Source organism: Paenibacillus sp. Negev47 (assembly GCF_058313655.1).
This window is the reverse complement of the sequence record NZ_CM177754.1, coordinates 5,130,372-5,143,231: the sequence shown is the minus strand read 5'-3', so window position 1 is coordinate 5,143,231 and position 12,860 is coordinate 5,130,372. Positions and strand designations below refer to the sequence as shown.

General features: G+C 48.5%; 14 protein-coding genes, 1 tRNA gene and 1 riboswitch. Of the genes, 8 read left to right on the top strand and 7 right to left on the bottom strand.

Features of this window, described 5'->3' with window-relative positions; translation table 11 throughout:
* Positions 1 to 11: 11 nt before the first annotated feature.
* The 3 genes from ureC to AC4G47_RS23270 are packed head-to-tail and all read right to left on the bottom strand — an operon-like array spanning position 12 to position 2,436.
* Positions 12 to 1,730 carry an urease subunit alpha gene (gene ureC / locus AC4G47_RS23280; protein ID WP_491102932.1) on the bottom strand — a complete coding sequence of 573 codons (1,719 nt, stop codon included), beginning with the start codon at positions 1,728 to 1,730 and terminating at the stop codon, positions 12 to 14.
* Positions 1,727 to 2,116: an urease subunit beta gene (locus AC4G47_RS23275; protein WP_458125744.1), complete on the bottom strand. Its 390-nt coding sequence runs from the start codon at positions 2,114 to 2,116 to the stop codon at positions 1,727 to 1,729. The genes ureC and AC4G47_RS23275 overlap by 4 nt, the downstream gene beginning before the upstream one ends.
* 17 nt (positions 2,117 to 2,133) lie before the next feature.
* Positions 2,134 to 2,436: an urease subunit gamma gene (locus tag AC4G47_RS23270; protein WP_491102931.1), complete on the bottom strand. Its 303-nt coding sequence runs from the start codon at positions 2,434 to 2,436 to the stop codon at positions 2,134 to 2,136.
* A gap of 261 nt (positions 2,437 to 2,697) precedes the next feature.
* Here AC4G47_RS23270 and urtA point away from each other — a divergent pair, with 261 nt between their 5' ends.
* The 5 genes from urtA to urtE all read left to right on the top strand — a co-directional run bounded on the left by urtA (position 2,698) and on the right by urtE (position 7,596).
* Entirely contained in the window at positions 2,698 to 3,948 is a 1,251-nt protein-coding gene (gene urtA / locus AC4G47_RS23265; protein ID WP_336759545.1) for an urea ABC transporter substrate-binding protein, read from the top strand.
* A gap of 183 nt (positions 3,949 to 4,131) precedes the next feature.
* The gene (gene urtB / locus AC4G47_RS23260) at positions 4,132 to 5,037 is read left to right on the top strand and encodes an urea ABC transporter permease subunit UrtB (RefSeq protein ID WP_036610830.1); all 906 of its coding nucleotides are present in this window, start codon (positions 4,132 to 4,134) and stop codon (positions 5,035 to 5,037) included.
* Between the two features lie 21 nt (positions 5,038 to 5,058).
* Positions 5,059 to 6,150: an urea ABC transporter permease subunit UrtC gene (urtC, locus tag AC4G47_RS23255; RefSeq protein ID WP_491102929.1), complete on the top strand. Its 1,092-nt coding sequence runs from the start codon at positions 5,059 to 5,061 to the stop codon at positions 6,148 to 6,150.
* Entirely contained in the window at positions 6,113 to 6,898 is a 786-nt protein-coding gene (gene urtD, locus AC4G47_RS23250; protein ID WP_491102927.1) for an urea ABC transporter ATP-binding protein UrtD, read from the top strand. Before urtC ends, urtD begins: the two co-directional genes overlap by 38 nt.
* 2 nt (positions 6,899 to 6,900) lie before the next feature.
* The gene (gene urtE, locus AC4G47_RS23245; protein ID WP_491102925.1) at positions 6,901 to 7,596 is read left to right on the top strand and encodes an urea ABC transporter ATP-binding subunit UrtE; all 696 of its coding nucleotides are present in this window, start codon (positions 6,901 to 6,903) and stop codon (positions 7,594 to 7,596) included.
* A gap of 31 nt (positions 7,597 to 7,627) precedes the next feature.
* Here the strand turns inward: urtE and AC4G47_RS23240 are convergent, their stop codons facing one another.
* The 3 genes from AC4G47_RS23240 to AC4G47_RS23230 form a co-directional block, all read right to left on the bottom strand.
* Positions 7,628 to 8,263 carry a hypothetical protein gene (locus AC4G47_RS23240; protein WP_491102924.1) on the bottom strand — a complete coding sequence of 212 codons (636 nt, stop codon included), beginning with the start codon at positions 8,261 to 8,263 and terminating at the stop codon, positions 7,628 to 7,630.
* A 27-nt stretch (positions 8,264 to 8,290) separates the two neighbouring features.
* The gene (locus AC4G47_RS23235; RefSeq protein ID WP_145320414.1) at positions 8,291 to 8,494 is read right to left on the bottom strand and encodes an XRE family transcriptional regulator; all 204 of its coding nucleotides are present in this window, start codon (positions 8,492 to 8,494) and stop codon (positions 8,291 to 8,293) included.
* Positions 8,495 to 8,760: 266 nt separating this feature from the next.
* Positions 8,761 to 9,462: an urease accessory protein UreF gene (locus AC4G47_RS23230; protein ID WP_491102923.1), complete on the bottom strand. Its 702-nt coding sequence runs from the start codon at positions 9,460 to 9,462 to the stop codon at positions 8,761 to 8,763.
* 437 nt (positions 9,463 to 9,899) lie between these two features.
* Here AC4G47_RS23230 and AC4G47_RS23225 point away from each other — a divergent pair.
* Positions 9,900 to 9,982: transfer RNA gene (locus AC4G47_RS23225), tRNA-Leu, on the top strand.
* A 145-nt stretch (positions 9,983 to 10,127) separates the two neighbouring features.
* On the opposite strand, the gene AC4G47_RS23220 is transcribed toward AC4G47_RS23225, so the two are convergent.
* Positions 10,128 to 10,607 carry a glutathione peroxidase gene (locus AC4G47_RS23220; protein WP_458125750.1) on the bottom strand — a complete coding sequence of 160 codons (480 nt, stop codon included), beginning with the start codon at positions 10,605 to 10,607 and terminating at the stop codon, positions 10,128 to 10,130.
* A 370-nt stretch (positions 10,608 to 10,977) separates the two neighbouring features.
* A riboswitch (cyclic di-AMP (ydaO/yuaA leader) is annotated at positions 10,978 to 11,153 on the top strand.
* A gap of 115 nt (positions 11,154 to 11,268) precedes the next feature.
* Here AC4G47_RS23220 and AC4G47_RS23215 point away from each other — a divergent pair.
* Together AC4G47_RS23215 and AC4G47_RS23210 are read left to right on the top strand one after the other, a co-directional pair.
* Entirely contained in the window at positions 11,269 to 11,667 is a 399-nt protein-coding gene (locus AC4G47_RS23215) for an HAD family hydrolase (protein ID WP_235193755.1), read from the top strand.
* 387 nt (positions 11,668 to 12,054) lie between these two features.
* Entirely contained in the window at positions 12,055 to 12,738 is a 684-nt protein-coding gene (locus AC4G47_RS23210) for an HAD family hydrolase (protein WP_491102921.1), read from the top strand.
* Positions 12,739 to 12,860: the final 122 nt, after the last annotated feature.

The window sequence follows — 12,860 nt, the reverse complement described above, 5'->3', positions numbered from 1 at the left end:
CTGTATTCATATCAAAACATAAAGTAACGCTGTGCCATAGGCAGCTCGTCTGCGGGTTCACAGGTGAGAAGTTCGCCGTCGGCGCGTACCTCATAGGTTTCGGGATCGACTTCAATGACAGGGGTTACGTCGTTATGAATCATGTCTTTTTTGCTGACCGAGCGGCAGCCTTTGACGGGTTCGACCCGTTTTTTCAGGCCCAATGTCTCTTTGATTCCTGCATCTGCTGCGGCTTGGGAGACAAAGGTGATCGATCCGCTGGCAATGGCGCTACCATAGGCTCCGAACATCGGTCTGCTGAATACAGGCTGGGGTGTCGGGATGGAAGCATTGGGATCACCCATCTGGGCGAACGTGATCATGCCACCTTTAATGACGATCTCGGGTTTTACTCCGAAGTAGGCTGGTTTCCACACCACTAGATCGGCCAACTTTCCGACTTCCACCGAACCGACGAGGTGACCGATTCCGTGTGCGATAGCTGGATTAATCGTATATTTGGCGATATATCTCTTGATTCGATCGTTATCTGAGGGTGAATCCGGGTTGAGATCGAGTTTGCCGCGTTGTTTTTTCATTTTGTCGGCTGTCTGCCAAGTGCGGATAATGACTTCACCCACTCGGCCCATGGCCTGTGAATCGGAACTGATAATGCTGAACACGCCAAGATCATGCAAAATATCTTCGGCTGCGATTGTTTCGGGACGAATCCGTGAATCAGCAAAAGCCACATCTTCCGGGATGGATGGGTCCAGATGGTGACACACCATCAACATATCGAGATGCTCTTCTACAGTGTTGCGTGTGTAGGGTCGTGTTGGATTAGTTGATGAGGGGATGACGTAGGACTCCCCAGCGGCCCGGATAATATCCGGTGCGTGTCCGCCACCAGCGCCTTCTGTGTGGTACGTGTGGATCGTTCGGCCGTTGATTGCTGCCAGTGTGTTTTCGAGAAATCCGGTTTCGTTCAGCGTATCGGTATGGATAGCGACTTGAACGTCATGTTCTCCGGCGGCAGTCAGGCAGGCATCGATAGCGCTCGGGGTAGTACCCCAATCCTCATGCAGCTTCAGGCCGATTACACCAGCTTCAATCTGTTCAATTAAAGGTGGGGTACTGGAACTGTTACCTTTACCGAGGTAACCGATGTTCATGGGAAAAGCCTCTGCGGACTCCAGCATCCGGTGGATGTGCCAGGCTCCCGGGGTGCAGGTGGTGGCTTTGGTACCTGTTGCTGGTCCTGTCCCGCCGCCGATCATGGTCGTTACTCCGGAGGATAATGCGGTCTGAATCTGCTGTGGGCAGATGAAATGAATATGGGTATCAATGCCGCCGGCAGTAACAATCATGCCTTCCCCAGCAATAATCTCCGTGGAAGCACCGATGACCAGTGCGGGATGCACACCATCCATTGTATCCGGGTTGCCGGATTTGCCAATGGCGCAGATGTGACCATCCCGAATGCCGATATCCGCTTTTACAATACCCCAATGATCGATAATGATGGCGTTGGTGATAACAGTATCAGGAGTGCCGTCACTTCGCAGAGCAGAGGTGGACTGGCCCATCCCGTCGCGGATAACCTTGCCACCCCCGAACTTGCTCTCATCTCCATATACGGCATAATCATGTTCAATCTCTGCCCATAGTTCGGTATCCGCAAGTCTTACGGCATCACCGGTTGTGGGTCCGAACATCGACGCGTATTGTTCGCGGCTCATTCGTTTCATGAAGGCTCACCTCCATCTTGTACGGGAGGGGAGAACGTCTTCAGGAATGCCTCCAGTTTCTGCGGATCAGGAGCTTGATCCGCAGGGCCTTCGGTTAATCCGTTGAACCCGTGAATCTGGCGTTTGCCGCCAAAGGTCGTGAGATCGACAGGTTTCTCTTCACCGGGTTCGAAGCGTACTGCGGTGCCTGCCGGAATGTGCAGGCGATGTCCGAAAGCTGAAGTGCGATCGAAGTCCAGTGCTGCATTAACTTCATAGAAGTGAACGTGAGAGCCGACCTGGACGGGACGGTCGCCGCGGTTAAGGACAATCAGGCGTAGGGTTGAACGATCCGGATGACAGATGATGTCGTCATCTGGCTTCAAGCGGTATTCACCAGGAATCATGGCTTCTCCTGCCTTTCTCAGCGTATAGGTTCATGTACGGTAACCAGTTTCGTACCGTCAGGAAATGTGGCTTCTACCTGTACTTCAGGAATCATATCGGCAACACCATCCATACAGTCTTCACGTGTCAGGATGGTGCCTCCGTATCTCATTAATTCGGCAACACTCATTCCATCCCGAGCCCGCTCCATAAGTTCGGAGGTCAACAAGGCGATGGCTTCGGGGGCATTCAACTTAAGTCCGCGTGCTCTTCGTTCGCGGGCGAGGTTAGCAGCCACGGTAATCAGGAGTTTTTCCTTTTCCTGCTCAGTCCAGTGCAAGGCAATCCGACCTTTCGCTTATAGTGTCTGATATGTTCATGGATCATGTTATATGTTAAATATACTCACACAGGGTGAATCCTTTGTCAATAAGTTTCAAAGCTTATTAGCACTATGCATGAAACGAGTAGGCATGAAATAAAATTATGTAAGCTATATTGACATGAAGAGTGTGACGCTCCATAATTTGGATTAACGAACATTTCGGATGTGAATGACCTTAATGTTCGTCAATAGACTAAAAAAAGGGAGTGTAGGCTATTGAAGAAGAGGTCGGTCAAGTTATGGAGTATTTTGCTCGGTGCGGTCATTGTGATGACAGGATGTGTGGATGGCGCTGCGCCGCCTGAAGCGTCGGGTTCAGGTGGTACAGGAGAGCCGGCTGCCTCCGGGGATACGATTAAAGTGGGCATTCTTCACTCCCTCAGCGGAACGATGGCGATCAGTGAGGTATCCGTTAAGGATGCCGAGATGCTTGCTATTGAAGAGATCAACGCCGCGGGTGGAGTTCTGGGTAAACAGATTGAGCCTGTAGTGGAGGATGGTGCTTCGGATTGGCCTACTTTTGCAGAGAAGGCTGGAAAGTTGCTACAACAGGATAAGGTCGCTGCTGTATTTGGTGGATGGACCTCTGCAAGTCGGAAGGCTATGCTCCCGGTGTTCGAACAGAACAAGGGTCTATTGTTTTACCCGGTGCAATATGAAGGATTGGAATCATCGCCAAACATTTTTTATACAGGAGCAACAACGAATCAGCAGATCGTTCCATCCGTAACCTGGTTACTGGAGAACAGGGGCAAGACGTTTTATCTGCTTGGATCAGACTATGTATTCCCGAAAACGGCCAACCAGGTCATTAAGGCGCAACTCGCGGCAGAGGGCGGCGAAGTGGTGGGTGAGGAATATACACCGCTGGGACATACCGATTACAGTACCATCATTAGCAAAATCAAGGCTGCAAAGCCGGATATTGTATACAATACGCTGAACGGAGACAGTAATGTAGCCTTCTTCAAACAATTGAAGGATGCTGGAATTTCCTCCGATCAGATGACAACCCTGTCGGTTAGTGTGGCGGAGGAAGAAATCCGTGGTATCGGCGCAGACGTTTTGAAGGGGCATCTGGCTTCGTGGAATTATTATCAGACAACGGATACGCCTGAAAATGCAACATTTGTTGCCAAGTATAAAGAAAAATATGGTGCTGATCGAGTGACAGCAGATCCGATTGAAGCGGGATATGTGGCGGTTTATCTCTGGAAGGCAGCGGTGGAAAAAGCGGGATCAACCGACGTGGAGAAGGTGAAGGCGGCTGCCAAGGGTCTGGAGTTTGATGCTCCTGAAGGTAAGGTAACCGTGGATGGAGAGAATCAGCATATCTACAAAACCGTACGGATCGGTGAGGTGCAGGAGGATGGGCAGTTCAAGGAATTGTGGAATTCGGGTGCGCCTGTCAAGCCGGACCCTTATCTGAAAACGTATGAATGGGGAGCTTCCCTTAGCGCCAAATAACACAGAAACCTCGCAAATAAACACAGGCAACTCGCTTCAAAGCAACTGAATCATAGACGAGGGTGTGATAACACACCCTCTTACAGTATTGCGGTAAAGCGTTACTGTAACGTGAAGTGTGGGACGGTGCGAATTGAAGTCAATTGAAATATCGAGAGTCACGGTATGGAGGAGGGGATAGCGATGGATATGTTTATCCTGCAGATGTTCAATGGTCTGAGTATCAGTTCGATTCTGCTGTTGATAGCATTGGGGCTTGCGGTAACGTTTGGGCTGATGAATGTCATCAATATGGCTCACGGTGAACTGATCATGATCGGTGCATATGCAACGTATGTAACACAAAATCTGTTCATGTCCTATGCTCCGGCTGCATGGTTTGGTGCCTACTTTGTTGTAGCTCTGCCGATTGCGTTCATTGTAGCTGCTCTGATTGGTTGGTTGCTTGAAGTGGTGCTGATCAGGCATCTGTATGGCAGACCGCTGGACAGTCTGCTTGCGACATGGGGTGTAGGGATGATGTTGCAGCAGCTGGCCCGTACGATATTCGGAGCACCGAATGTGGGGGTATCCAGTCCAGCTTGGCTCAATGGGGGATTGGCGATCTCGGATGGCATTGTATTTCCGTACAAGCGAATTTTCATTATCGCATTGGTTGCGGTTGTGCTGCTGTGCATGTATCTCTATATCTATCGAACATCTTCCGGAAGACGAATGAGGGCTGTGATGCAGAATCGGAGCATGGCGGGGTGTCTTGGGATTTCGACCCGGCGGGTGGATGGCATGACCTTTGCCATTGGTTCCGGAATCGCCGGAATCGCTGGTTGTGCGTTAACGCTCATTGGTCCGATTGGTCCTTCGCTTGGTACGTATTATATTGTGGATGCGTTCATGGTCGTTGTTCTGGGGGGCGTGGGGAAATTGGTCGGAACCGTGTGCGGTGCACTGGGGATCGGCATGTTCAATACGCTGTTCGAAACCTATACCTCTGCCTCCATTGGCAAGGTGCTCGTGTTCGTATGTATCGTTGCTTTCCTGCAATGGAAACCTCGCGGCTTGGTCGCGATGCGCACACGGAGTCTCGATTAACGTGAAGAAGGGGGTTAGTTCATGTCCGCTTTACTCAAGACTGGCAGTTTGAAAATGAGGATCATCTGGGCAGTTGTTCTGATTATGATGTGTCTTGCTCCGCTAATCTCCACGGAGTTTCGTCTGAGTCTGTTAGCCAAGTTTTTGGCGCTGGCGATCCTGGCCATCGGTCTCGATCTGATCTGGGGTTATGGGGGTGTGCTGAGTCTTGGACATGGGGTGTTCTTCGGTCTGGGTGGGTACGCGATGGCGATGTATCTGAAGCTTCAGGCCAGTGGAGCAACTCTTCCTGATTTCATGGGATGGAGTGGTCTCAGCGGTCTGCCGTGGTTCTGGGAACCCTTTCGCTCTTTCCCGATGGCGCTGTTCTTGGGGATAGCCCTTCCGGCTTTGCTTGCCTTTGCTCTGGGGTGGTTTACGTTCCGTAACCGGATTACCGGTGTATATTTTACTATTCTGACACAAGCCTTGGTTCTCATTACGGTGACATTATTTGTTGGCAAACAGGAGTGGACGGGCGGAACGAATGGCATTACCGGGTATAATTCAATCTTTGGTTTTACACTTCATTCCGCAGGAACAACGATTGCTCTCTACTATATAACGCTTGCTGTTCTGGTGATCGCTTATGTGTTGTGTCGTCGAATGGTGAATAGCCGGTTTGGGCAGGTACTCGAAGCTGCGCGCGATGGAGAGAATCGGGTGCGCTTCCTCGGATATGATCCGGCAGGATATAAAACGCTGGCTTTTGCTTTTTCCGGTGCGCTTGCAGGCATTGCGGGCATGTTGTTTGTTCTTCAGGTCGGTATTATCTCGCCATCGATGATGGGGATTGTGCCTTCCATTGAGATGGTCCTGTGGGTTGCATTGGGTGGTCGCGGTACGCTTATTGGAGCGGTCATCGGAGCGGTGGTACTGAATGCAGCCAAAACAGGCATAAGCGAGGCTTACCCCGAAGGATGGCTATTCGTCATCGGTGGGCTCTTTGTAACGGTAGTCTTGTTTATGCCTAATGGTATTGTAGGGGTGTATCGTCATGTCGTTCGCTTGTTGAAGCGGAGAGGAGAGAGTGCGCATGTCCAAGTCACTCGGGAAAAACCTAAAGTCTACTGAGGAATCAGCGGTGTTGGTAGCCGAGGACATTACGGTGGCCTTTGGTGGGTTCGTTGCTGTCAAAGGCATGAATCTGAAGCTGCATGAACATGACCTGCATTTTCTGATCGGACCCAATGGTGCAGGGAAAACGACGATGCTGGATGTGATATGCGGCAAAACAAAACCCATGTCCGGATCGGTGAAAATGGCGGATGGTACGGAATTAACGCGACTGAAGGAGCACCAGATTGTTCGCAAAGGTGTGGGACGCAAATTCCAGGCGCCATCGATCTTTGCGGGTCTGACGGTACAGGAGAATCTGACGCTGGCGGCGGAGACTCGTCGTTCTCCTCTGCAGGCCATTGGTATTCGGAGATATGGGAAAATGAGTACTGCCATGGAGGTTGTTATCCTCCAGGTTGGTTTGCAAGATCGCATTAACACCCGTGCAGGAGCCTTATCGCATGGGGAGAAGCAATGGCTGGAGATTGGCATGTTGCTTCTGCAGGAGCCGCGTGTGTTGTTACTGGACGAACCAGCCGCAGGCATGACGGATGAAGAAACTCACAAGACTGGACGACTTCTGCAAGAGATTGCACGTGAGCGCTCGGTTGTGGTGGTGGAGCATGATATGGAATTTGTGCGAGAGTTCGCCGCGAAGGTGACGGTGATGCATGAAGGGAAGCTGCTGAAGGAAGGTACGATGGCTGAAGTACAGGCAGATCCGAAGGTAGCGGAAGTGTATTTGGGCAAAAGGGGGGGATGACCATGCTGTCGCTGCAACGAATTGAATCCGGCTACGGGGAAAGTAATGTGCTTCGAGGTGCGAGCCTGGACGTACAGCCTGGGCAGGTGGTGTGTCTGATGGGTCGTAATGGTGTGGGTAAAACGACGTTGATGAAGACATTAATGGGGCTACTGAAAACGCGCAAGGGCAATATTCAGTGGAAAAATCAGGAGTTATCCACCTTGGACCCAGCCAAGCGGGCGAGGGCGGGGATTGGTTATGTACCGCAAGGGCGGGAAATATTCCCGCAGCTTACGGTGAAAGAAAACTTGTTGCTTGGCCTCGAGACAAGTGCTCCAGATGTAAAGACGTTCCCGGAGGATGTGCTCGCGATGTTCCCGGTGCTTGCGACGATGTATGGACGGCAGGGTGGAGATCTGAGTGGTGGACAGCAACAGCAATTGGCGTTCGCCCGGGCGCTGGCTTCGCGTCCGGGGTTGTTGCTGCTTGATGAGCCGACAGAAGGTATCCAGCCTTCCATTGTGGAGGACATTCGGCAGGTCATTTTGCAGCTCAAGGCGAAGGGGGATCTCTCTGTTCTGCTGGTGGAGCAGAGTATTGATTTTGTACGCAATGCCGCAGATTACATTTATATCATGGACAAAGGTACCATTACCCTGCACGGGACACCGCAAGAACTGGATATGTCCCAGTTTGAACATCATCTGTCCGTTTAGCTGGAGCTGCGGTTTCGGGTGGACAGAGGGTTCAGGAGCGCTTGTCCAGGATGTTCGAGTATTTCGGATATAATCGCCGTATGCATTCCGGGCAGATATCATGGGTGAATTCGGCGTGGGTATGCTTCTCTAGATAACTTTCGACGGAGTTCCAATGTTCTTCTTCATCCTTGATCTGTTTGCAGACGGCGCAAATAGGCAGCAGTCCACGTAATGTACGCACTTCAGACAGGGCCTTCTTCAATTGGCGTTCTGTCTTTTTCTGTTCGGTAATATCCACGTGTGCGATCAAAGCCAGAGGAGTATCCGGAATGGGCTCAGTATGAACTAGAGGGGTGAGTTCCGCACGGAACCACCGTTCTTCGTTATATACCGTATACACGCAGATGTCATATGTATGATTTCGATTAAAGGGTGTTCCGCGTTCTTTCAAATTCTGTGCTACAAGTGCCGTTGCAGCATTCCTGCCTCGTAACGCCCAGGCTTCCAACAGATGCAGGTAATGTCTATGATTATTGTTCGCATCCGAGCTAGGTGGAAATTGACCCAGTCCCTGTTGCCAGGCGCGGTTGCAGCTGTGGATAACCCAGTGGTGGTCAATGATGATGAGTTGGTGACGTATGGATTGGAACGTAAGGCTTTCCAGGTCGGATGTAACATGTCTCATGAATGAGGTCCTCCTTTGACGGAAATCTTATCTCAGTTCATCTGGAATATCCAAAATATCAGCGACCAGATGTCTGAAGCGGGTTGCTTTGCGTGTGCCGTGAATGAGATTGGACAAACGATAGGGCGGGATACCGTACTGTTCACAAAAGGTCTTCTGGTCCACTTGAAGCTCGGTTAGCCGTCGTTTGATGGCCCATCCGAACGGAGTCACTGGTTTTTTCTTGTTCAAAAGGGTTCACCCCTGATTAGAATGTAGTATTCAGTCGCCCTTTCTTCATGTAGAATATATAGAAATGCGAGCTGTATATTTTATTATATACGTAAATGCGTCATCTAACAATTAAAAAAGACGGAAAAAAGTGTATTTTGTGATGTTAAATGGCGTAAATGCGTTAAATGAACAAATAAAATGACAAAAAACACGTCGGCAAGGAGGTTGCCGCGTGTTTTTTTGTTTGTCCTAATGAAGGGAAGTGGAGCTGAGGAGAAAAAGGATTAGGCCCTGTAGGCATGAAGTCCAGCTCCAAGCATATGGAAACTGGGAAAAAATGATTTCATGGACATCGAGGTTGGCTGTGCCAGTCCATCCGCAGCCGAGGCGCTGACGGTATTCCATTCATTCTCCAAATCTGCGGCCAGGCGGACCATCAGATCTTTGGTAGTATCGTTGTTCAGGGGAATGACTTTGGAGGCTTCGGTTATGCAGGCATTCATGGCTGAATGAAGATAACCAAGGACCGCCTCCTCGACCGGGATATCGAGGTGGTGGTTAATCCAGGCGTGAACAGTGGAGAGGCAGCCAACTGAATCATATTTGGCGAAGATCTGTTCGAGCTGGCTGAGATCAATCCAGGGGTGCAGAGCGCGTGCAAGTCTGATCAATCGTTTACCCATAACAGCAGCTTGTTCTCTGAGTTCTCCAGGAGTTCGCTGAACATGGACGAGCTTGTCGATCAGAGCTATCCGCCATGTATCCTTGTGATCTGCTGCGGTATAGATGCCTTTGATGGCCATGCCTTCAAGACGAACGATACTGGGATGCAACTGACAACGCATGAATGATTCGAGATCTTCAACATTACGAATGGTACCCTCCTTGATATGGATATCCATGCCGAAGGAATGGGTGAACCCTCCAACCTGAATAGAGGAATCAAGCAGATTGACATAATCGAGCAGCTTATTCCCACGGTTCACAATCATTCGCCTCCTGTGTTCGTTAAATGTCACTTAAAGTAACATTTATATTCCTTTTTGTTTGCTTTGTGTTTGAAAATCCGAATTATATGATAGTTATCTTCCCATAAATGTCCGCTTTTTGTCAATAGAATCCTTGGAATTTATTGTTTTAAAAATGATAAATCATATATTGTGTTATTTAATGTATCATTTTAAGTTAGGTATTCACAGGGTATAGGGGAAGATTATATATTACTATATATAAATGATTACACAGATCGGCTCTATCCGGAAAAGAGGGGATCAAAACTAATGATATGCAGTTCATGACTAAACATGACGAGAATATGCGATTTTTGAGGAAAATGCCTGGCTGAAAAAGAAGCATTAAAAAATACTTTACTTTTAGATCTAAACCCGGTATAATCAATTCTGTTGCCGATTATTTACGACATGCGGTCGTGGTGGAATGGCAGACACGCTATCTTGAGGGGGTAGTGGGCGTATGCCCGTGGAGGTTCGAGTCCTCTCGACCGCATCATATGAACGATTAAGAAGAAGCTTTCCTTTATTGGAAAGCTTCTTCTTTTTGTCTTTTCGACCATTATGACATCAAGTTAGAAAAAAGGCCATCCATTACCGAGGCGATCGTGCTTACCTTCCGGTTACGGGTGGCCTATGTATTATTTTTGAAGCAAGTTCTTGATATCTTCTTCAATCTTGTCGGGTGTTGTTTTGGGAGCATAACGTTTCAGTACCTGTCCGTTCTGATCCACAAGGAATTTGGTGAAATTCCATTTGATTGCTTTGGAGCCGAGCAGGCCAGGAGCTTCCTTGCTTAGATGCTGGAAGAGAGGATGAGCGCTTGAGCCGTTCACATCAATTTTCTCGAACATAGGGAAGCTCACGCCATAATTCATCTGACAGAACTCTGCAATGTCGTCCGAAGAGCCTTTTTCCTGTGCAAATTGGTTGCTTGGAAAACCCAGAACTTCAAACGGAGCATCCTGAAACTTGTCTTGTAGTTCTTGCAGACCTTTGAATTGAGGAGTGAGGCCACATGAGCTAGCCGTATTCACAATCAGTAGCACTTTGTCACGGTAGTCGGACATTTCAACTTCTTGACCGCGAAGAGTATTCACTTTGTAATCGTAGATTGTCATCTAAATCGCCTCCATTATATAATCTTATACCCCTTATTATATTGGTTGCAATTAAATAATACAAAACTAATATGGTGTTAAAAGAATCAAAACAGGCAAGTTGTGCAGAATACGTGAATGAATTGCGATGTGATTTTCGTCAGAGTGAGAATTAGATAGACTTGAAGAGATAGATAGAGTATAACCTTGTTGTAAGCGCTATTATGTATGGGTATTGGCGAAAATCTGCCGATTCGGTGATCTGTGCGGACTTTACACCGTCATGGCGCGGGTGTATGATTCATAACGTAATTTCAATTTAAACTAAATTGTACTTGAAAAACGAAACAAACGATAATATCGCTCGATCTTACTTTAAGATATACGAACGATGTTTTAATCGCTGAGTTTCCATTCATTGATGAGTGGGAAACGGGGGAACCAACGGAATGCGCTGTCCAGGACAGTGGGCATTCATGGGGTGAATTTTCCGGTGACAGCCGGAAATAGGGCGACTCTCGCGCCCGAATCCGTCAGCTAACCTCGTAAGCGTTAAAGGGAGAGGCAACAAGCCGTACGCTGGTTCATGGTGTTTTCGCCATGGATTATTTAAGAAGCGTTCGGGAGGCCTTGGTCCCCCACGCTTCTTTTTTGTTGTCTTTTCACGCCAAGGGAGGAACGAATGATGGATACTGAGATGATCTTAGTGACTGCTCCAAATGAAGCAGGACGCAAATTTATCAAATTGCTAATGTACAAAAAAATGCCGTTTGCCGTTCTAACCAACAGTGCAGGGGAAGAGCGTAGACTCCGTAGAATCGGGGTAGAGCATGTCATTCGCATGAACACGGCTGCAGCTCAAAAATGGTTTTTGCCGCAGGGCAGCGTAGGCAATGTGTTTATTTTCGAAAACAGCCTGAATCTGACCTGTCGTTATTTGCAAATCTGCCGTTCATGGACATCGAAGTCCCTGTGCGTCATTACGGAACAGAGTCATCCAAAGGGCATCTATCGGGGGATGGGCGCAGACCGAATTGTATATTCACTCAATGGGGAAGTCGGCTTTCTCCTGAATGGTTAGTGCGCTAGCTTGATAGCTTGTGATTGCTCCGGTGTAAGGGGCCTGTTATAATTGAATATATCAATAAACGGAAATTTGAGGAGACTCATGCTTGATGGTGGGTCTTCTTTTTTATGGTTTTTAGAGGTAGTTCAAAAAGTCCGCTTTTGATTACGAAGGATGCCTGGCGGCATCCTCAGCATCGAATATGAAATTCAGCCGAATAAGAATATGCTTACGAAGTATGTTTCCTTCGGAAACACTGTAGTTGCTCACGTAGTTTTCCCTACGCTCCGCTACTCCATTTCTAGCTTCATTCCATCTTCTCGGTACTGAAAACCAGACTTTTTGAACACGACTTTTAAATTAGGATCAGGAATCGCCTGTGGCTTACAAGGAGGAATTGGCGTGCCGGATGTAGGTGGAATAAAGTGGTTGTTTTTTGATGTTGGAGATACGCTGGTGGACGAATGGGAGCCGGTTGATGATATTATCGGACAGTTCGTCCGTGAAGCATGCGCTTTGGGGTATCCGGTGCAGATTGAGGCGGTACGAGAACTGTTCACGAACTGTTACCAGAATTATGAGCAATGGCCTATGAGAGTGGCTATTCGAACATTCATTGGAGACGAGAAGCACCAAAAACAGATTCAGGACAAGCTGAAGTTTCAAAAAGATCTTGAACGTCCTTTTCCTTCAGCGGATTCGGTTCTTGAGCACTTGTCGAAGCATTATCGCATTGGCATTATTGCCAATCAAAGTCCTGGAACGGAAGAGAGACTGGAGAGCTACGGGTTGCGGAAGTATGTTGATGTTCTGGCCTGTTCGGCTGAAGAAGGGGTGTCCAAGCCAGACCCTGAGTTATACGCTGTAGCCTTGAAGCAGGCCGGTTGTGAACCAGAGGAAGCCGTCATGATCGGGGATCGGATCGATAACGACATTATTCCTGCTCGGAAGCTGGGCATGCGTACGATACGGATTATGCAGGGTTACGGGAGATTCCAGCCGGAACTATCGGATGACGAACGTGCAGATTGGACTGTTGATTCATTGGATAAGCTCCTGCCGTTATTGGTGCCAAACCAGGATTAGATGATTGCGTACGAGAGATTCTACTATAAATGAAAACACGTTGCTGTATAGCAACAATAAAGGCTGATCAACTTGGGTATAGAATACCGGAGTCGATCAGCCTTTTTAATATTTAGTCATTT